The 18,994-nt window shown below is 60.3% G+C and carries 12 protein-coding genes; 6 read left to right on the forward strand and 6 right to left on the reverse strand.

The genetic code is table 11. The annotated features are described in order from the left end of the window. Positions 1 to 47 precede the first annotated feature (47 nt). Positions 48 to 830: a TerC family protein gene (locus DL88_RS00430; protein WP_051955414.1), complete on the reverse strand. Its 783-nt coding sequence runs from the start codon at positions 828 to 830 to the stop codon at positions 48 to 50. A gap of 400 nt (positions 831 to 1,230) precedes the next feature. Here DL88_RS00430 and DL88_RS00435 point away from each other — a divergent pair, with 400 nt between their 5' ends. The 5 genes from DL88_RS00435 to panD all read left to right on the forward strand — a co-directional run bounded on the left by DL88_RS00435 (position 1,231) and on the right by panD (position 5,718). Beyond that, positions 1,231 to 2,601 (forward strand): malonyl-CoA decarboxylase, encoded by a 1,371-nt coding sequence (locus tag DL88_RS00435; RefSeq protein WP_034990641.1) that lies wholly within the window; start codon positions 1,231 to 1,233, stop codon positions 2,599 to 2,601. A gap of 87 nt (positions 2,602 to 2,688) precedes the next feature. After that, positions 2,689 to 3,648: a biotin synthase BioB gene (gene bioB / locus DL88_RS00440; protein WP_034990642.1), complete on the forward strand. Its 960-nt coding sequence runs from the start codon at positions 2,689 to 2,691 to the stop codon at positions 3,646 to 3,648. Positions 3,649 to 4,102: 454 nt separating this feature from the next. After that, complete coding sequence (locus tag DL88_RS00445) at positions 4,103 to 4,516, forward strand: ExbD/TolR family protein (protein WP_169741513.1); 414 nt, start codon at positions 4,103 to 4,105, stop codon at positions 4,514 to 4,516. Positions 4,517 to 4,632: 116 nt separating this feature from the next. Then, a complete protein-coding gene (locus tag DL88_RS00450; protein ID WP_034990644.1) occupies positions 4,633 to 5,154 on the forward strand; it encodes a peptide deformylase in 522 nt (173 codons plus the stop codon). A 111-nt stretch (positions 5,155 to 5,265) separates the two neighbouring features. Then, complete coding sequence (gene panD, locus DL88_RS00455; protein WP_034990646.1) at positions 5,266 to 5,718, forward strand: aspartate 1-decarboxylase; 453 nt, start codon at positions 5,266 to 5,268, stop codon at positions 5,716 to 5,718. Between the two features lie 45 nt (positions 5,719 to 5,763). On the opposite strand, the gene DL88_RS19125 is transcribed toward panD, so the two are convergent. Continuing rightward, complete coding sequence (locus DL88_RS19125; RefSeq protein ID WP_051955416.1) at positions 5,764 to 9,438, reverse strand: PAS domain S-box protein; 3,675 nt, start codon at positions 9,436 to 9,438, stop codon at positions 5,764 to 5,766. A gap of 271 nt (positions 9,439 to 9,709) precedes the next feature. Between DL88_RS19125 and DL88_RS00465 the strand changes: the two genes are divergently transcribed. Next, positions 9,710 to 10,267: a gamma-glutamylcyclotransferase family protein gene (locus DL88_RS00465; RefSeq protein ID WP_034990648.1), complete on the forward strand. Its 558-nt coding sequence runs from the start codon at positions 9,710 to 9,712 to the stop codon at positions 10,265 to 10,267. Positions 10,268 to 10,337: 70 nt separating this feature from the next. On the opposite strand, the gene DL88_RS00470 is transcribed toward DL88_RS00465, so the two are convergent. Genes DL88_RS00470 through nirB form a run of 4 tightly spaced genes read right to left on the reverse strand, consistent with a single transcriptional unit; the run spans position 10,338 to position 18,949 of the window. After that, complete coding sequence (locus DL88_RS00470; protein ID WP_034990650.1) at positions 10,338 to 11,336, reverse strand: CmpA/NrtA family ABC transporter substrate-binding protein; 999 nt, start codon at positions 11,334 to 11,336, stop codon at positions 10,338 to 10,340. Between the two features lie 6 nt (positions 11,337 to 11,342). Further along, the gene (locus tag DL88_RS00475; RefSeq protein WP_034990653.1) at positions 11,343 to 11,912 is read right to left on the reverse strand and encodes an ANTAR domain-containing response regulator; all 570 of its coding nucleotides are present in this window, start codon (positions 11,910 to 11,912) and stop codon (positions 11,343 to 11,345) included. 7 nt (positions 11,913 to 11,919) lie between these two features. After that, the gene (locus tag DL88_RS00480) at positions 11,920 to 16,071 is read right to left on the reverse strand and encodes a bifunctional nitrate reductase/sulfite reductase flavoprotein subunit alpha (protein ID WP_245270562.1); all 4,152 of its coding nucleotides are present in this window, start codon (positions 16,069 to 16,071) and stop codon (positions 11,920 to 11,922) included. Continuing rightward, the gene (gene nirB / locus DL88_RS00485) at positions 16,028 to 18,949 is read right to left on the reverse strand and encodes a nitrite reductase large subunit NirB (RefSeq protein WP_034990656.1); all 2,922 of its coding nucleotides are present in this window, start codon (positions 18,947 to 18,949) and stop codon (positions 16,028 to 16,030) included. Before nirB ends, DL88_RS00480 begins: the two co-directional genes overlap by 44 nt. Between the last annotated feature and the right edge of the window lie 45 nt (positions 18,950 to 18,994).

An 18,994-nucleotide genomic window follows, 5' to 3' on the forward strand; every position in this document is an offset into this window, starting at 1 on the left:
GTGTCCACGATCGGCGGCAAACAATTGGACACGTCGAGGAAGCTCACTCAGGCGCGGCGCTTCCTGCGGTTGCGCACCAGCATGTTCAGCGCCTCGACGAGCGCGGCAAAGCCCATCGCCGCATAAACATAGCCGCGCGGGAAATGGAAGCCGAAACCATCGGCGATCAGCGTCGTGCCGATCAGCAAGAGAAACCCGAGCGCCAGAATCACGATCGACGGATTGCGGTGAATAAAACCAGCGAGCGGATCAGAGGCGAGCAGCATGACCAATACGGCAATGATGACCGCAACAATCATGATCGGCACATGCTGTGTCATGCCCACCGCCGTGATGATGCTGTCGATCGAGAAAACGATATCGAGCAGGATGATTTGCAAGATCACCATGCCGAAGCCGGATTTTTTCGCCGGCTTTTCCTCCACCGCCTCCTCGGGCTCAGCCCGCTCGGCGATTTCGCTGGTGGCTTTGTAGAGGAGGAAAAAGCCGCCAGCGAGCAGGATCAGATCCCGCCACGAGAATATATGTCCGAAAAGCGTGACGACGGGCTCGACCAGATGAACGATATAAGCGGCCATGCTCAACAGCAGAATGCGCAGGATGAGCGACAGGCCGATGCCGATGCGCCGCGCCCGCTGGCCGTCCGGCGGCGGCAGCCGTCCGGAAAGCAAAGCGATGAAGACGAGATTGTCGATCCCTAAAACGATTTCCATGACGATCAACGTCAAGGCGGCGATCCAGCTCGAAGGATCGGTTGCGAGATTTACCAAATCCTGTGCGGTCTGCGCGAGGTTGCCTGAAGGTAAAAGGGCGAGATCGAGCGCAAGCATGAAACCGGATTCCGAGAGAGGAAGCGGAAGGGCCGCTCCGGCCGAAACATCGAAAGGGTTTGTTTAAAAGGATTTCCCCGGAGACACAAACAGCAGCGGCCAAGAAGCCTCGCGGGCGAAAGCCACAATTTAAAACAAGCGAAAGCCTGACCTCACGCCGCTTGGTCTTACGCGTTCCTTTCCGTAAAATTCGTCGGCAATTCTTTCGCTTCGCGGGAATCGAATGATTCTCGCGAGGTGTATAATGTTGCCCGTTAGAGCATTTTCGGTTCAGATTGAATCGCTACCTGATTCAAAATGGTTGAATATACTCTAATTTTTCTAGGTGGAGCAGTTCGGAAACATCCAAACATGCTCTAGAGCTCCGTGGCGGGGTTAGAGGCCAGTCGAAGGCGCGCGTATGAGCAACACTTCCTTTTACGATCTTGTCGCTTCCATTACCGAGCGCGGCCGCGAATTGATCGCGAGGCGCCGGGGCCAATCCGATCCGGCGCAAAATGTGGCAAGCATGATCGACCTCTGCGAGGCCCTGCTGTCCGAACGCGGCGAAGCCTCCGGCCTCGCTCAGGCCGCCGAAATCCTCGATCTGTATCAGACGCTTGGCGAGGCGGAAAAACTCACCCTCTTCACCGCTTTGCTGGAAAAATTCGGCCCGAACCGGCAAAAACTGCAGGAAGTCGTGCGGCGCTGGCTGGAAGATCCGGCCCATGCCGATGCCGGCGATCTGCACTATTTTTCCGAGGCCGCCCGGCAGGAATTGTTTCGCCGTCTCAACCGCGCGCCGGGTGGCACCCATGCTTTGGTGCATATGCGCGCAGACCTACTCGCATTGCTTGCCAAACACAAATATCTCGCACCCGTCGATCGCGATTTCGCCCACCTGCTCGCCGTTTGGTTCAATCGCGGCTTCCTCGTTCTGCGCAGTATCGACTGGTCGACACCGGCAATCGTTCTGGAAAAGATCATCCGCTACGAGGCGGTGCATCAGATCCATGATTTTTCCGATCTTCGTCTCCGGATCGATGCCCCGGACCGGCGTTGCTACGGCTTCTTCCATCCTTCCCTCAGCGACGAGCCGCTGATCTTCGTCGAAGTCGCCCTGACCGAGAAAATTCCTTCCGCCATTGGTCCCTTGCTTATGGTGGAACGCGAATTCGTGCGGCCGGAAAAGGCACGTACCGCCGTCTTCTATTCTATCTCGACCTGCCAGAAGGGTCTTGCCGGCGTGAGTTTCGGCAATTTCCTCATCAAGCAGGTCGTCGAGGAATTGCGCCGCGATCTGCCCAATCTGACGACTTTCGTGACGCTTTCCCCGGTGCCGGGCTTCATACAATGGCTGCAATCCGCCGAAGATTTGCCGGTCAACGCGGACCAGCGTTCCGCCCTGCAGGCGTTGCAGGAGCTGGATTGGCCGGACAAAACCGAGGAAACCGAACGGCTGCAGAAGATTCTGGAGCCGCTGGCGGCGCATTATTTCCTCAAGGCGAAACGCGCCGATGGGCGGCCGCGAGATTCTGTCGCAAGGTTCCATCTCGGCAATGGCGCACGGCTGGAACAGATCCATTGGCTGGCCGATAAATCCCCCAAGGGTCTGCGCGACGGCGCCGGTTTCATGGTCAATTATCTCTATGATCTCGACGATATCGAGAAAAACCACGAGGCTTTCGTCAAAACGGGCGACGTCACCGCCTCCTCGAGCGTCAAGAAAATGCTCAAGGCGGAGCCGAAAATTCGGGCGCTGGTCGGCGTCGCCCCTCCGCCGCGCGGCTGATTGCCGCCACACGGCGCGTCCATTATTTCTTTTCTCATAAATCCGTTTTGCGCTGCCGCAGGCCGCGTCAAATGTCCGAGGGTCTTCATGAACGCACCTTTTCCCAGCCCGCTCCGGCATGATTGGACCGTCGAGGAGATTCTCGATCTCCACAATCTGCCTCTGCTCGAACTGATCGCCTGGGCGAGCCAGGTGCATTGCCTTCATCACGATCCTAACGATCTGCAGAAAGCGAGCCTGCTCAGCATCAAGACCGGCGGCTGCTCAGAAGATTGCAGCTATTGCGCGCAATCGGCGCGGCGCGATGAAGTGCATCTCGACCGCGTCGATATGATGCAGCCCGACGAGGTGCTGGCGGTCGCAGCCGCGGCGCGCGACAAGGGCGCCGACCGCTTCTGCATGGGCGCGGCCTGGCGTCAGGTCCGCGATGGCGCCGCTTTCGACGCCGTTCTCGAAATGGTCGAAGGCGTCCGTGCGCTCGGCATGGAAGCCTGCGTCACGCTCGGCATGCTGAACCAGAGCCAGGCACAAAGGCTGAAACAGGCGGGGCTCACGGCCTATAATCACAATCTCGACACGAGCCGCGATTTCTACCCGCAGATCGTTACGACACACACCTATGATGATCGGCTGGCGACGCTCGATGCCGTGCGCGGCGAAGGCATAGCGCTCTGCTGCGGCGGCATCATCGGCATGGGCGAGACGGTCAGGGATCGCGCCGCCCTGCTCGCCGTCCTGGCCGGATTCGATCCGCATCCCGAAAGCGTGCCGATCAATGCGCTCGTCCCGGTTGCCGGCACGCCGCTCGGCGAAAACGCTCCGCTCGACCCGCTCGACGTAGTGCGTATGATCGCCACCGCGCGTCTCGTGATGCCGAAATCACGCATCAGGCTGTCTGCCGGCCGCTCGTCGCTCAGCCGCGAGGCGCAGGTTCTCTGCATGGTCGCGGGCGCGAATTCGGTCTTCTACGGCAATGTGCTTTTGACGACCCCCAACGCCGATGTCGATAGTGATGACGCGTTGATGGAAGCCTTGGCTGGCCGCTGAAACCGCCCTGCCCCAATTGTTCCTTATATTTTGAAGGCATCGAACCCAGATTCGGTGCCTTTTTCTTTCGGAAAATTCTTGCGAAGCCGGATGCCCTTCATCTGTGTTTGAACGTCCGGAAGGTTCCAACGTCCGGGCTCGGCAGATCACTCCATTTCCAATCGGCTCATAAATCCACTTGTTTTATATTTATACTGTTCTACTATTCTATCCTTATGTATCGTACGGGATATCGTTCGGGGATGCAAAAATCGGCCCTGTTCCTCCGTGCAATGCCCGTCGCCACTAGCCATCAGAGCGAAAGCGGATTCCCGCTTTCGGGCCAAATCGACGCTTTTGCTTAGGAAGAGACCTTCGGACGGATGAGCCCCGACCATCCGCCGTTTCGGAAAAGGACATCAAAATGGCCGTCGCATCGCCGGATGCCCAGATAGAAAGAGCTGAGCCCCGCAAAATGCCTTCACAGTCGGATCTTCTGAGCGGCAAGGAAGGCTCGCAGCTCGTCGACCAGATGCTCGTCCTGCTCATCCTCCTTATGCTCGCAACACCGATGATCCTGACAAACGCCCCAGCCAGCAAACCGGCAGTTGTTCCCGCTGCTCTTTCCAATGTGCAGGCGCTGAACCAGCCGGATACCGCAATAGCGGTGACCATCGACGGAACCGGCCAATATTTCGTCGATCAGGTGGCGGTCGCTCCGGAAAATCTCGTTTCCGTGCTCGGCCAGAAAAGCGATGGCAAGGCGCGCATTCAATTGCGCAGCGGCGAGGCGATCGCGCAGAACAAAATGATCGAGATCATCGATCTTCTCCATGCCGCCGGATTCAGGGTCGACATCCTGCCGGAACTGTCGCATCCGCAGGGCTAGTCCCCTCCCGCAAACCCGACCACGGCGCGTTGAACCCACAGGCCGCTCTTGAGTTTTCTGGCGCTCCGCGCCATTCCTCTCGTGTCACGGCAGGATGACGACACGAGAATGGTGCCATGCCGGCGCAGCCAATCCTTCTTTATCCAGATCCCCGGCTCTGCGTCACCGCCGCGCCGGTCGTCGATTTCGACGCCTCTCTCAGCGCGTTGGCCACGGATCTCGCCGAAAGCCTGGAGGCGGCGCAGGCGATCGGCCTGACCGCACCGCATATCGGCATTCCTCTGCGCCTCGTCGCCCTGCGCCTCTCCCCTGGTGAAACGCGCCTCTACGTCAATCCCGAAATTCTCTGGTCCTCTGACGAGAAGCTCCGGCACCGCGAGGGAAGCGTCTCCATGCCGGGCCTCGTCGAATTTGTCGAACGGCCAGCACGTGTGCGGATCGGCTACCGGGATCTTGCCGGGATCGAGCATGTCGAGGAGGCCGAGGGCTGGGCCGCCGCCTGCCATCAGCACGAGATTGACCAGATCGATGGATTATTCTGGATTTTCCGCCTGTCACGCCTCAAACGCGAGCGCCTCGTCCAGCGTCATGAAAAATTGGCGCAAGGCAATTCGCACCTATATAAGCGGCGGCGTTGACGTTCCGGCGCTTTGGCCGGGGCTCGGCATGCTCATGGGCTGGCCTCCCAGCGTTTGCACGCGCCCGCGCTCTCCCATGCGATGATTTGCTTTCCGATATGAGGTTCGTCTATGCGCAAAGTCATGGCTGCGAAACTGCACGGTATCCATATTACCGCAGCCGATCTCAATTATCATGGCTCGATCACGCTTGATCCGGATCATTGCGAACAGGCAGGCATTCTGCCGCTCGAATTCGTCGAGATCTGGAATAAGAGCTCCGGCGCGCGCATTTCGACCTATGTCATTCTTGGAGAGCGTCATTCCCGGTGCTGTATTCTGAACGGTGCGGCGGCACGCACCTGCCAGGTCGGCGATGAAATCATCATTTGCAGCTCACATTACATCGACGCTGAAAGCATCCCCAATTTCCAGCCGAAGATCCTCACTTTCGACCAGGAGAACAATGTCATCGAGACATTGAGCTATATCGTCGAACGCGACGACTCCGGCCATTATCGGTTCGATATCGTCACTGAAAGCGGCGACTCCCTGCCGATTCCGGCAAAGGTGCGCCGTCTCTAAGCCGATTGAATAGGCAGGAGCATTTTTCGATCCGGTTGAAATGCTCTACCGGTCGAGAACCGACCGTATCTTCGCCGCCAGCTCTTCAAGGGTGAACGGTTTTCCGATCAGTTCGACGCCCTGATCGAGGATACCGTCATCAAGGATGGCGTCTCGCGCATAGCCGGTCGTAAAGAGAATTTTGAGATCCGGATGCCGCCGCCGCGCCTCATCGGCCAGTTCCCTGCCATGAATGTTCGGCATGACGATATCGGTGAAGAGAAGCGTGATTTCCGGATGAAGATCGAGCAGCGTGAGAACGCTCGTCGCATCTTCCGCTTCCAGGACATTATAGCCGAGTTCGACCAGTGCATCGATACTGAGCTGTCTCACGACAGGCTCATCATCAACGACGAGAATGGTTTCATCGGCATGCACACCCGGCAATTCCGCCGGCACCTTTTGCTCCACGTCGGCAGACGCCCCCAAAAAACGCGGCAGATAAATCCTCACCTCGGTCCCCACTCCGAGTGCGGATTTGATCTTGATATGGCCGCCACTTTGTTTCACGAAACCATAGACCTGGCTAAGGCCAAGGCCAGTTCCTTTGCCCACCTCCTTGGTAGTGAAGAAGGGATCAAAGGCGCGGGTGACAATGTCCGGCGCCATGCCTGTGCCGGAATCGCACACACATAACATGACGTAATCCCCTTCGGGAATATCCTGCTCGTCGTAATAAAAAACGTCGATCGTGATATTCTTCGTTGCAATCGTCAGCAAGCCTCCCTGGGGCATGGCATCGCGGGCATTGACCCCAAGATTCAGAATGACATTTTCAAGCTGGTTCGGATCGGCATTGGCGCGCCACAGACCGGAACCCAATCGAGCATCGAGCCTGATATCACTGCCGAGAGAATGTTTCAGGATTTCCGTCATGCCGTTCACGAGATCGTTGACATCGATCGGAACAGGATGAAGTGGCTGCTGGCGCGAGAAGGCTAGCAGCCGCTGCGTCAGATTGGCGGCCCTTTTGGCCGCATCGAGTGCGCCATCGATATAATGTTTCGTGCGCGGATTACTCATGCCGGTCCGGCGATCAAGCAAGTTGAGACTGCCGATGATGACCGCAAGCATATTATTGAAATCATGGGCTATCCCTCCTGTCAGCTGGCCGACCGCCTCCATTTTCTGACTTTGCCGGAGTGCATTCTCCGTCTGCCGCAGGGCGTCCTCCCGCAGCTTATCGGCGGTAATGTCGCGGCCATAGGCATAAACGAGATCACCCTCGATGGAGGAGCGCCATTCGAGCCATATAGGCGAACCGTTGCGGTGACGGTATCGCTTGTCGAAATCCGTGGGTAACCCCTTGGTCACGGCATCCAACGCATGCGCATTGTCTTCCGGCCACACGAATGCATCCAGCTTTTCGCCGATGACCATTTGCGGCTCGTGACCGAGAATCTCCTGCCAGGCGGGATTGACGCTGCGGATATAGCCATACCGATCGAGGATAACGATCAAGTCACGGGAATTGCGCCAGACACGGTCTCGTTCCACAGTCCGGATCTCGACCTGACGTTCGAGATCTTCGTTCAATTGCCATAACCGTTCCTCGATCGCCTTGCGCCGGGTGATATCGATCACCGTGCCGATGACGCGTATACACCGGTTTTTTTGATCGAAAATGCCACGCCCCTTGGCCGCAACCCAGCGGGTGATGCCATCCTCCCGGCCGATGGTACGATATTCCACATCATAAAGAGCCCTCCGTGCAGGATCAATGGCGGCGGCATAGGCTGCGCTTGTGGGTTCACGATCCTCGGGATGCAAACCGGCATAAAAATCAGCCATGGTGACCGGCACCTCCGGCGATATTCCAAACATCGCCTTGACACGCGGCGGCCATGTCAATGCGCCGGTGAGAACATCCACATCCCAGAATCCGACCTCGGCGGCTTCCGTCGCCAGTCGCAGCTGCTCCTCGCCACGGCGCAACGCGGTTATCGCAGTCTGCTGCTCGGTCACATCGATGCAGGAACCGATATAGCCCAGAAACGCACCATCCCCCGCAAAACGCGGCACTCCGACATCCGCGACGATCCTCCATTCGTCATCGTGGTTGCGTAGACGATAAGTCATGCGGAAGTGTTCCCGCCGGTCGAATGCGCTCTCATAGGTGGAAAGAACATGGCCGGCGTCGTCCGGATGAATCCGCCGCACCCAGCCGTAGCCACATTGGTCTTTCATGGTGCAGCCGGTAAAATCCAGCCATGATTTGTTGAACCAGATACAATTCTTGTCCGTATCGGAAAGCCAGATGAGGACGGGCGCGGCATCCGCGACCTCACGGAATCGGGTTTCGCTCTCCCGCAACAATTCGGTACTGCGCGCGCGCTCCACCGCATTCCATGTCAGTTCGGCAACATCGCGAACGAGATCGATTTCCGCCGGTGTCCAGGCGCGTACGCTCGCCTGATTGACGTAGACGCCAGCCGTCAGTCGTCCGCCACGGATAATTGGCGCGCCAATGCCAGACCGTATGCCGATATCGAGAAAATGGGCATCCTGAGTGAGCGGATCCTTTTCAACATCGGTGAACCCTTGGGTTTTCCCTTCGCGCAGTTTCGCGAGATAGGCCGTGCCGGTATTTTCGGCCGCCCATTGGCCTGTGAGACAGGGAAGGATGCCGTTATTCCAGCTGGCGCCGAACGTAACCAGATGGTCGCCCGCCATTTCGAAGAAACCGACACGGTCAGCATTCAGCAGGCGTCCGAGTTCCTGCGATGCCTGTTGCATCATCACCTCGGGATCATCTTTCTCCCGCTTGCCCTGTAATAGCCTGACGAGCATGCTCTGGCGTTCGTTCGTCCATTTGAGCAGCCTGTGCGCCTCATAACGATCGGTGACATCGACACCTTCGACGAATATGCCCGTCACCGTGCCCGCAGTATCCCGGATCGGCTGAAACACGAAATCTGCATAGCAGACACGCACGGAAGCACCGGGCTCCGGCTGCACGTCATAACGCGCGCCAAATGCCGTATAGGGCATTTGGCTGGCATAGACATTATCAAGCAGCGCAAGATAACCCTGTTCGACGGCATCAGGCAGCACTTCAGCGGTGGGCTGCCCGATGATGGCCTTACGTTTTCCAATCAGCCGCTGATAGGCGGGATTGATATATTCGAACCGATGGTCCGGCCCACTCAGAACCGCCATGAAGCTCGGCGCCTGTTCAAACAATTGCAGGAAGCGATTGCGCTCTTCCAGCAATTGCTGATCGGCGTGAACCTTGCCTGTCGTCTCGACCACGGTGTCGAGCATGCCGACGACAATCCCGTTCTCATCCCGCACCGGGCTGTAACAAAAAGTAAAATAAGCCTGCTCGGGACGTCCGAAACGATTGATCGCAAGCTCGTAATCCTCGATGAATGTGGCCTCGCCCGCCAAGGCGCGCCCGACGATCGGTGCGATTTCATCCCACGCTTCCGACCAGACGTGCCTGAACGGCCGTCCCAAAGCCTCTGGTTTCTCGCCGAGAATTGGCCTGTAGGCATCGTTATAGAGGCTGATGAGATCCGGCCCCCAGCACAGACATTTCGGGAAATGCGAAGCGAGCATCATATCGACGACGATTCGCAATGTCGCCGACCATTCAGCAATAGGCCCAAGGGATGTCTGTGCCCAATCGAAATCACGGACCCTGGCGGCCATTTCCCCCTTCGCCGCCGGAAACGTCATTTTCTTGTCGGCTGGCTTCAAAGGCGTTACCTCTGTCTTGACGGCAGGCAGAACGGAAATGTCACGTTCACGCCACCGCGATCGATTTGGTGCTTCCGGGGCTGGTGCAAATCGTTCCAGAATACCCCATTACCAATCATTGTTTTTCAAAAATTTCGAAACCGCCGCGATTCTTTTTGCATCGAAATTGCTCTGGAAAAGCTGGTTTCGCGGATCAGGCAGACCGTCGTCAAAACAGATATAGGTCCATCCCTTTCCACTGGTAGAGTCCATGATACGTATCCGATGGCGGCGGCTCGCTGCACAATCCTGGCTTTTGTCACAATGGCATTATCGTTATCATAAGCTTGACCTTCCACGGCGTCCGTCCGACAGAATCTGGTACTTCGCCTATGGTTCCAACATGCATGACACCGCCTTTCTCGAACGGCGCGGCATGCGGCCTCTCGAATGGAAGGCCGGTTGCCTCAAGGGCTACCGTTTACGATTCAATCTCGATGGACGGCCGAAGGGCAAGGCGGCGCCCGCCAATATCTGCCCTGACCCAGCCTCGGAGGTATGGGGCGTCCTTTACAGCATCACCGCGCGGGAGATGATCCGGCTCAATGCCAGCGAGGGAGTCCCTGGCAGCCGCTACCGCCCGGTCTGGCTCGACACCGAGACTCATGACGGCTTCCCGGTGCCGGCGATGACCTATATTGCGCAGGGTAATGAGGAGGATGGCAATCCGTCGCTGCGCTACATCACGCTGCTGAGGGAAGGCGCGCGCTCCCACGGCCTGCCCGAGGATTGGGTCCGCTTTCTCGAAGACGTCGAACCGGCGCGCTGAAAGCGCGGCACCGCTCGAAAAGGCAATCAGAAGGATCGGCGCTCACGCGCTCACACGGAAAGAATGGCGCTCATGCGCTCCGGCGCAGCAGCAGATCGCCGGTCTGGTCGTTCGAAAGCCAATCGAGACGCTGCATATCGTCGACGCACCAGGCAAGATCCTCCGGTGCGAGCGTCTGCGGCGCGCAAAATTCCATGCGCTCCGGCTGGTCTCCACAGGGCAATACCGCCAGCGTGGCGGCAAAGGGCAAAGCGAGGCCGCCTTCGCCAATATCGAGTGCGAGCAGCCGGGCAATATCCTGCTGCCGGTCCGGCGCATTGCAAAGATCGATGCTGCGCTGGAACGCCACCCGCAGTGCCCCGAGACCTTCGGGATATTGCGCCAGCCATTTTTGCGAGACCACCAGACATTTTTCGATATGCCGTGGCATGACCGTCGACGAGCCACCGATCATGAAACCAAGCCCTTCGAGACAGGCTTCCGCGCCCCAGGGCGGCCCGGCGCAGAAGCCGTCGATCTCCCCGCGCGCCATGGCGGCGACAATCTGATCCGGCGGCATGATGGTAATATCGACATCGGCAACAGGATCGACACCAACCGAGGCCAGGAAACGGCGCAGGATCAGCATATGCGTCGAGAATCCGTGAACGACGGCGAAGCGCGGACGGCGGCCGAGCCGTTGTAACCAGACGCTCACCGTGGCCTGGCGCGCAGCGGCGTCGCCAGGTGGCGCTCCCCGAAGATCGCCCGCGCGATCCCCATCGTCCGCCGCGCCGCCGAGACGGCGCAGGACGATCATATTGCCGCCCCGGCTGAGCGGAGCCGCGAGCGACAGCGCCACCTTGCGGCCGCGATAGCCCGCCGCCGTGACGAGAGCCAGCGGCGGAAACAAAATCGCCGCGTCGAGCTTGCCCCAGGTCAGCTTGTCGGCGAGATTGGCCCATGACGGTTCGACGCAAAGGCGCGCCTCTATGCCTTCCTCAAGAAACAGGCCGAAGGCATGCGCCGCGACGACCGGCGCGCTATCGGCCAGACGCAGAAAGCCAATACGGATGGGAAACAGGCTCATCTCGGCTCAACCATCCATTGTCCGCAGGTAATCTTCCGCCACATCGGCAATTTTCCTCGCCTGATCCATGGCCCGTTTGCGTAGCCAACGATAGGCTTCGGGCTCACTCATCCGTTTCGTGCGCATCAGGGCGGCTTTGGCGCGATCGACCGACGCCCGTTCGGAAAGCTGTTTTTGCGCACTCCGCAATTCCTCCTCGGTGCGGCGGAAACGCGTATAAAGCGCGATCGCCGCCCGCAGCAGCGGCTTCACATCCTTGAGCGGCGCATCGACCACATTATAGGAGCAGACGCCGGCCTCGAAAGCCGCCTCCATCAAGTCGGCATCATCCTCGTCGACGAAGAGAACCACCGGACGCGGCGTCCCCGACGCCGAAAGGGCGCGCACGGAATCGAGCGCATCACGATCGGGCCGGGAGATATCGACCAGAACGACATCGGGCGCCTCAGCAGCGACCGCATCGATCAGACTCTGCCCGGGCTTTAACCGCGCGAGTGCCATCGACACATCCCCCGCGAGAATGTCCGACAGAGCACGTGCGCGGCTGCTGTTGTCATCCGCCAGCAGGATCTTCATTCACGCCTCAATAGACATCGCGGCGATAACGCCCTTCCCGCCCCATCCGCACAACATATTCATCGGCGCGCGCATCCGCCATGGCGCCATGCCGCACCACGATCCTGCGCAATACAGCATCGACGTCACGAGCCATATGCGCGGCATCGCCGCAGACATAAACATAAGCGCCCTGTTCCAGCCATTTCCATAGATCCGCACCCGCCGCCATCATCCGGTCCTGAACATAGATACGCTCGGTCTGATCGCGCGAGAAGGCGGTATCGAGCCGCGTGAGGCAGCGCGAGGCGAGAAAACCCGCAAGTTCCTCCTGATAATAGAAATCACTCGCCGCGTGGCGTTCGCCGAAGAACAGCCAGCTCCGGCCTTTTGCCCCCTGTGCCTGGCGATGATGCAGGAAGCCGCGGAACGGCGCTATTCCGGTGCCGGGACCGATCATGATGATCGGCGTATCGCTCGCCTCCGGCAAGCGGAAATGTAGCGACGGCTGAACGAAGATCGAGGCGCCGCAATCACCCGCGCGATCAGCCAGAAACGTCGAACAGGTGCCGGGATAGGCCCCGCGCACGACGCCGACAGTGAGATGCACCTCCTGCCCCATGGCGAGCGGCGACGAGGCAATCGAGTAAAGCCGCGGCTGCTGCCTGCGAAACAGAACCGGCACATCGGCTGGCAGAATCTGGAGCCGGACATCACGCAACAGATCGAGGACGTGGCCTTCAAGCGGTCCGGCCTCGCCGTGCTTGTCTCCTTGCTTGCCATCAGCCCGCCCCAAACGCTGCAGCAGCGCGGGCGCCGGACGCGACAGATCGAACCGGTGGCGCAAGGCTTCCCGGAGTCCAATCTCACCAAAGCCGCGCACCATCACCGGCGTGTCGCCCGGCAAGCCAAGAGCCTCCAGCACGCATTCGACCGATGCTTCCTCCGCCACCGGCCAGACGCCCAGCGCATCGCCCGGCTGATAGGAGAGCCCGGTGCCGGACAGGTCGAAACCGATCAGCCGCGTTTCCTTGTCAGAAGCCGACCCGCTCAGCCGCCGGTTCAGACATAAGGATACGGTGACGGGATGATCGCGGCTCACCCGTTTCGGCTCGACCGCAGACATGCCTTTGGATGACGCGGTGATCGTCACAGCCGTCGCCGGCGCCAGGGCTTCGGCAGGCGGCTGTCCCGCTTTGCTTTTGGCCAAATGGGTTAGCAGCCGGCCCCGCCAGTCCTCGACATCCTCTTCGTAATCGGGCTCGCAATCGAGGCGAGGCAGGATGGCCGTTGCCCCAAGCGCGCTTAAACGGCCGTCGAGCGCACGGCCGAAGCCACAGAAATTGGCATAGGACGAATCTCCCAGCGCGATCACGGCGTAGGAAAGACCCGAGAGTTTGTCGTCGCGGCCAAGCAAGGCGTTCCAGAACGGCGCACCATTATCCGGCGCCTCGCCATCGCCGAATGTCGAGACGACGAACAGTACCGTGCCTTGCAAGAGATCACGCGCCCGTCGTTCCTCAAGACCGGAGCAGAGGACGCGATGCCCCGCCTCCTGCAGCCATCGCGCGATCTCACCCGCCAGCGTCTCGGCACGCCCCGTCTGCGAGGCCCAAAATATCTGGATCGGTTCCTGCCTGCCGAAAGCATCGCTGGTGGCCTCCGGCCTGCTGCGGGAAAACAGGCCCGCCAGCATGCCATCGAAATGCAGGCGCTGGCCGGGTGTCAGCGGCGCGTGATCCGGCACCACCGGCAAGTGCGTCTCCGCACCGGAATCCCCGGCCGCGACGCCCGCCAGAAAGCCGCCGAGCCACAGCCGTGCCTCAACCGAAAAATCCTCCGGCACCGCGACGGACACGCCCAGCAGATTGGCGAGCGTCTCGATCTTTCCCTTCATCATCGCCTGCTCATTCGATCGACCGGAAGCCGCCACGGCCTGTACAGCTGGTTCCTTTTCGCCAAAGGCCCGGAGGCTGTTGTGGCCATAGGATGGTGCTACGGCTTCCAGAGCCACGGCGCATAATTTGAAGCCCGGCTGCAGCGAGATCGGATCGACGCAATCGCCGGTCAGCGCATTCACCGCGAGATTGGGGCCGAAACGGTCGTTCCAGTGAAACGGCGCGAAGCAGGTTCCCGGCGCGACGCGGTCGCTGAGGCGCGCGGGCAGAATGGCTTCGCCCCGGCGCGACCTTATGCGCACCGGCTGCTCCGCGCTGATGCCGAGACGCGCGGCATCGTCCGGATTGAGTTCCACGAAGGAGCCGGGGTTGAGACGGTTCAGGCTGTCGACACGCCCGGTCTTGGTCAGCGTATGCCATTGATGTTGCAGACGCCCGCTGTCGAGCAGAAAGGGATAATCGCCTCCCGGCTGTTCATCCGCCGCGAGATAGGGGCACGGATGAAACAAAGCCCGTCCATCAGGCTTGGGAAAATGCGGCCAGGGCCATTGCCGGCCGGGCGCCGGGGCCTGCGCCGGATCGACATAGCGGATCGGGTGCCGCGCCGCCGCATCCTGTGGCGGGCTCGGCCATTGCACCGGCCCCTGCAGCAGCCGCTCATGGCTGATGCCGCGCAGATCGTAACCAGTTTCAGGATTGGCGAAGCGGCTAAGCTCGGCGAAGACTTCGGCGGCGCTCTCATAGGCAAAAGCATCGCCATAGCCGAGCGCGCAAGCAACCTTTGCGATGATCTGCCAATCCGGCAAAGCCGAACCCGGCGCTGGCACGGCCTTGCGGGCGAGCGTCAGCGTGCGATCGGAGGAAACCTGCACGCCATCGCCTTCCGCCCACAAGGCTCCCGGCAGCAGAATATCGGCATAGGCGCCGGTTTCGGTATCGGCATAGGCATCCTGAACGATGATCAGTTCTGCCTTTTCCAAAGCCTCGATCACCCGGCCACGATTGGCGACCGATGCCACGGGATTGGTGCAGATGACCCAGAGTGCGCGGATCTCGCCACGCGCCATGGCATCGAACAGGCCGATCGTGCCCAGCCCCGCTTCCGCGCGAATGGTTCCTTCCGGCAAATTCCATTGCGCCTCGGTAAAGGCGCGGTCCTCGGCGCGTGTCGCCACGCGCTGGCCGGGCAGACCCGCACCCATATAGCCCATCTCGCGCCCGCCCATGGCATTGGGCTGGCCGGTAAGGGAAAAAGGCCCCGCGCCCGGGCGGCATATGGCGCCGGTGGCAAGATGCAGATTGCAAAGCGCATTGGTGTGAAACGTGCCGGCGACGCTTTGGTTGAGCCCCATGGTCCACAGACTCATCCAGGCATTCGCCTCGCCAATCCAGCGCGCCGCCGTCTCGATGTCGGCGGCGGCGAGCCCCGTCAGACCGGCGACATGCGCGGGCGTATAGGGCGCCAGAAAATCCGGCATCGCCCCAAAGCCGCTGGTGCAGGCTGCAATGAAATCCGCATCGATCGCACCATCACGCACCAGTATGTGCAACAGCCCGTTCAACAGAGCGAGATCGGTTCCGGAGCGGATTTGCAGAAACAGATCCGCCTTGTCGGCCGTCGCCGTCCGGCGCGGATCGACGACGATCAGTTTTGCCCCCGCGCGCTTGCGCTCGAGCAGGCGCAGAAACAGGATCGGATGACAATCGGCCATATTGGCGCCGATCACGAAGAACAGATCGGCGGCCTCGAAATCCTCGTAGCTCCCGGGCGGCGCATCGGCGCCGAGCGAGAGCTTGTAGCCCGCCCCGGCGCTCGCCATGCAGAGACGCGAATTGGATTCGATATGTTGCGTGCGCAAATAGCCCTTGGCGAGCTTGTTGGCGAGATATTGCGCCTCGATCGACATTTGTCCCGAAACGTAAAGCGCGATCGCATCCGGCCCATGCCGCTCGATGAGCGCGCGGAGCCGTTCCGCGATCCCGGCAATCGCCGCATCCATCGGCAACGGCACCGGCGCACCACCACGCACCGGGCGCGACAACGCCCCGGTCAGGCGGGCCGGCGTATTGATCGGCTTGTCGCAGGAACTGCCCTTGGTGCAGAGCCTACCGCCATTCGCCGGATGATCGGCATCCCCGCGGATACGGGTGATGCGATCATTCTCGACCTCCATGACGATGCCGCAGCCCACCCCGCAATAGGGGCAGACGGAACGGATGGTTTCAGCCGTCATCGCTTCAGACCAGAGCCGGCGCAAGCCCGGCCGGGGCGGTCTCCTCACGGCCACGGATTTCCACCTTGCCGTCGCAGAGCCGCGTCTCCCAGGTTCGCAGCTTTTTGCTCTCATCTTCCAGACAGACACCGTCGGTCAGACGGAAATGCTGCTTGTAAAGCGGCGAGGCAACGACGAGATGGCCCTTGAGATCGCCGATGATGCCGCGCCCGATGACATTGGCGTTGGAAAACGGATCGTGATTGTCGACGGCAAAGACGATCGGCTCGCCGCTGCCGCCCGGCACCCCATTGGGCAGATAGAACAGAGCAATCTGGGCGCCATCCTGCCAGGCGACCACGCCGGAATTGGCGACGAGATCCTTGACGCCGCACACATTCGTCCAGCCTTTCGGACCGCTGCCGGCAAAGCTCTCCGGCAGATTATCGGCGGGCTTCACCTGATCGCGCTCCGGCACCATGCGGATGTTCGGATCGGGCCGGGAATCGTTGACGAAGGTGCGGAAGCGTTTCAGCTTTTCCTCATCCGTCAAAACCTCCTGCCATTCGCAGCGATAGCTCGCGACCACGGCCTGCATCTGACGTTCAAGTTCATCGCAGATGCCGAGCGAGTCATGGATAATGACATCGCGCAGATAATCGAGCCCGCCTTCGAGATTTTCCCGCCAGGCGGCGGTACGCTGCAGCCGATCGGCGGTGCGCACATAAAACATCAGGAAGCGGTCGATATATTTGACGAGCGTCTCAAAATCGAGATCGGTCGCGAAGAGTTCGGCATGGCGCGGACGCATGCCACCATTGCCGCAGACATAAAGATTCCAGCCGACTTCGGTGGCGATGACGCCGACATCCTTGCTCTGCGCCTCGGCGCATTCGCGCGTACAGCCGGAGACCGCGAATTTCAGCTTGTGCGGTGCCCGCAACCCCTTGTAGCGGTTTTCGAGATCCAGCGCGCGGGCAACGGAATCCTGCACCCCGTAACGGCACCAGGTGCTGCCGACGCAGGATTTCACCGTTCTCGTCGATTTGCCATAGGCATGGCCGGTCTCGAAACCGGCGGCGAGCAATTCGCCCCAGATATCGGGCAGCTGATGCAATTGCGCGCCGAAGAGATCAATGCGCTGGCCGCCGGTGATCTTGGTATAGAGCCCGTATTTCTGCGCCACTTGGCCGAGCACGATCAGTTTTTCCGGAGTGATTTCGCCGCCGGCAATCCGTGGCACCACGGAATAAGTGCCATTCTTCTGCATATTGGCCATGAAAGTATCATTGGTATCCTGCAGCGGAATGTAGGCGGGATCGGTGATCGGCTCGTTCCAGGCGGAGGCCAGAATGGAAGCGGCGGCAGGCTTGCAGATATCGCAGCCGAGCCCACCATTGCCATAGCGCGCCAGCAGATCCTCAAATGTCCTGATCGCATGGACGCGGACGAGCGAATAAAGCTCCTGCCGCGTATAGGAGAAATGCTCGCAAAGACTGTGATCGACACTGATGCCGCGCGCCGCGAGTTCACTCTCGAAGACCTGTTTCAGGAGGCTCGCACAACCGCCGCAGCCGGTGCTGGCCTTGGTTTCCTTTTTGAGGGTCGCGAGATCGCCGCAACCGCCGTCGATCGCCTCGCAGACGCGAGCCTTGGTAACATTATGACACGAACAGAGAGTGGCCGTGGCGGGCAGCGCATCGGCACCGAGCAGCGGCGCGCCGCCTGATTGCGGCAGGATCAGCGCGGCGGGATCGGCGGGAGGGCGCATATCATTCTGCACATATTGCAGAATCGTATCGTAATAGCTGTTGTCACCGACGAGAATCGCGCCGGTGATATGTTTGCGGTCGGCAGAGAGCACGAGACGGCGATAGCTGCCGTCGGTCTCGCCAATGAAGCGATAGCTCGCCGAGCCCGGCGCCGTACCATGCGCATCCCCGATCGAACCGACATCGACGCCGAGCAGCTTCAACTTGGTCGAGAGATCGGCGCCGGTGAAGGCAGCTTCCTCGCCGGCGAGGACGGCGGCCGCCGTTCGCGCCATCGTATAGCCCGGCGCGACGAGGCCGAAGATCTGGTCACGCCATGAGGCGCATTCGCCAATGGCCATGATCGAGGGATCGGAACTGCGGCATTGACCATCAATGGCGATACCACCACGCGCACCGAGCACCAGTCCACTTTCCCGCGCCAGCGCATCCCGGGGACGGATACCGGCGGAAAAGACAATGAGATCGGTTTCGAGAAAAGTCCCGTCAGCGAAGACGAGGCGATGACGCCGCTGACTGCCCGCAATGATTTCCTGTGTCGCATGAGCGGTCCGCACACCGATGCCCAAAGCCTCGATCCGCTGTTTCAGCGCCCGGCCGCCATCGTCATCGAGCTGAACCGGCATGAGGCGCGGCGCGAATTCTATGACTTCGACCGCGAGATCAAGCGATTTGAGCGCATTGGCGGCTTCGAGGCCTAGCAGACCGCCACCGATGACGACTCCATGGCTTGCACCCACCGCAGCGGCACGGATCGCATCGAGATCATCGAGCGTGCGATAGACGAGCCCGGCGCTGCCAACATTGCCGGGCACCGGGGGCACGAAAGGATAGGAGCCCGTGGCAAGAACCAAAGTCTTGTAAGACATGGCGCCCGCATCGGTGAGGATCAACTGCTTCTGCCGGTTGATCGAACGCACGGGGGCGGCAAGATGCAAAGTCACGCCATGGGCGGCATGAAAATCCTCCTGATACAGTCCCAGCGTCTTGGCATCCTGCCCTTTCATGTAATCGGACAGATGCACGCGGTCATAGGCATGGTGACGCTCCTCGCCGAAGACATGGATGGCGAAACGCTCGTTGAGCCCATGCGCGACGAGCTGTTCGACGAAATGATGTCCGACCATGCCATTGCCGACGACGAGAACGGTCTCGCGCGCATTGAATTCAGTCATGGGGATTCCTCAAGACGAAAGGGACAGGGTTCAGGCGCGTCGCCG

The organism is Beijerinckia mobilis (assembly GCF_000745425.1).
In the GTDB taxonomy this organism is placed as follows: Bacteria; Pseudomonadota; Alphaproteobacteria; order Rhizobiales; family Beijerinckiaceae; genus Beijerinckia; species Beijerinckia mobilis.